At 35.6% G+C, this 2310-nt stretch carries 2 protein-coding genes; both read right to left on the bottom strand.

The genetic code is table 11. The features are described from left to right. Positions 1–79 precede the first annotated feature (79 nt). The gene (locus tag DW981_RS14465; protein WP_117831964.1) at positions 80–1027 is read right to left on the bottom strand and encodes a hypothetical protein; all 948 of its coding nucleotides are present in this window, start codon (positions 1025–1027) and stop codon (positions 80–82) included. Between the two features lie 27 nt (positions 1028–1054). Next, complete coding sequence (locus DW981_RS14470; RefSeq protein ID WP_118111264.1) at positions 1055–1954, bottom strand: hypothetical protein; 900 nt, start codon at positions 1952–1954, stop codon at positions 1055–1057. Positions 1955–2310: the final 356 nt, after the last annotated feature.

Genomic DNA, 2310 nt, shown 5'->3' on the forward strand with positions numbered 1-2310 from the left:
CGATGTGTAACTGCTGTTATTGATACCCGTAATTGCCATAATCCTACCTCCCTGTTATTGAAACTTAAAATAATTTCTATTATATTGAACGACTTGGATATTTAATTTCCGTTGATGTAAATTCATCTTCTGCCGAAACATTGATATGCCCACTGCTGTCAATAGCATACTCTTTACCATAAACGGAAAACGTATCTCCTTCTTTAAATCCGATTTCTATCCAGTTTATATCATTTAACTGTTTTATCTTTGCGTCAACATTTATGGTCTTTCCTGATTCCTGCAATAAATAAGTGTGTTTTCCTGCTCCCGCTTCTATAGAAAAGAATCCCGGAGAAATCCCGACTTTCTCACAGACGGACAATACCTCCTCATTGCTGTAAAGATACCCCCACACACTCTTTCCCTGTGCCAGATCAGACAGGATATTGCCTGCCTTACACATTTCCCACTTATAATTTGTCCCTTTTTGATTTGTATTCTCTGCAAGCAACGATTCCGAGGCTGCCCAGCCTATCCTTCCATTGTTGACCGTCCATGTATATTTACCGCCACTTGATGTTGTCCATGAATAATAACTTTTATTACTTAATACCAAAGAATTATTTGCAGCACAAATGCCTGACATGGTGCTTGTATTCATTTTCGGTACTGCATAATTAGGTACTACCTGTCTGCTCCCATTAAGGTCAAAGGAAATAACCCCATACTCCTTAAAATCAGAATTATATCCACAGGAAACATTCTCCCCAAAATTGATTGCATCCAAAATAGCACTTGAATTATTATAATTTGCAAAATAATAAGCCAATTCACTGTTAGAAATATTCGCATTTTTATCTATCAGTGCAGCTATGGATTGCTTTGAAAAGCCTCGTGCAGCATCAGAAATACTTAAACTGTCCTGTTTTTTATTATTTCCTGCTCCAAGCAACATCTGTATTGCTTTTTGGTGTATTCCTGCCTCTGCCTGCTTTGAATATGTCAATAGCTGGTTTACTGTGTTTACATCTGTTACTGTCTTCATAATTATTCTCCAAACCCTTTTTCAACATTAAACGCCAAACATATGCTGCAATTTGTCCAGCATATTATTTACTCTGCCTTCAACAGCTTCTGGCTGATTCCTTAATTCATACCTGCTTCCATAGTAATCATTTAAACGGTCTTTCATCTCATTACAAAATAATTTTTGATCTGTTTTACCATTTAAAAACTGATTGCAGATACCACTTATCTCTTTCTTCTCATTTGTATAAAAAGCTGTCTCATCTGAGATTATTTCTGACTTGTACTTATAAGATTCTGTTTTGCTTCCAATTCCAACAACCATGTAATCTGGTGTCATTCTCTCCATGATGGAATTACGTGCTGAATCATTAAAATGAACATATTCGTCAATCATGTCTGAAAAACCAGCTTGAAATTGCTCTGGAACATACATTTCATTTACTTTTCTTAGCCCAGCTTCACTTGCACTTAACAAAAATACAGATTCATAAGAAGTTCCTCTATATCCCTCCTGAGCATTCAAAGAATCTACATCTGCTGTCATTGCATTAATCTTCTCTTTTAAATCTTTCATTTCATCTTCTGTCAAATATTCAGAAGCATTTTCGTCCAGCCATTTTTCAAAAACCTCTGACTGATTTTCCGAACAGCCTTCAAACGCACTTTGTTCTCCAGAAATGGAAGTTGCTTTCAAATCTAATTTGAATAAATTTTCACATTTATATTCTGCTGGTATCTCTCTTATCTCTCCCATAATAGATGAAAAATGCATTGTATGAAAATCCGATACCTTATTACGAGCAGTCTCAACTAACTTTCTTGCTGAATCACTGATTTTCACATCATCCTCCGAAATAATATTCTGAGGAACAGTTGTTTTCTTCTCAACCTTATTTTTTATCATCTCTGGATTATTAATATACCTATTTCCTTGAACTTTCATAGCAACCTCCTTAAGTTAGTCCACACTTTCTATACTTCTTTATCTATCTTGCTCGATGTCAAAGAACCTGCATCTATTTTCAGGTAATCTACATCACTGTCATTGCTCAATGAACCAATAAAACGATTTATATCTACTGACTTTCTGCCACTCTACTCTCTGGTGATGCCATCCAATGCACCAATTTGATATTTTCCTTTTATCGAATCCTCTTATGCCTTAATATCAAAACTTGATCTATCAGGTGCAGAAATACTCACAGATTCTGCTACAAGGCTCTGTGTCATACTTTTTACATCATTACCAGTTACGGATAAGGTATAATCACCCGTTTCCTTTCTTTCTGCCGATTTTTC

The sequence above is a fragment of the Clostridium sp. AM49-4BH genome, assembly GCF_003478335.1.
Classification (GTDB): domain Bacteria; phylum Bacillota; class Clostridia; order Lachnospirales; family Lachnospiraceae; genus Butyribacter.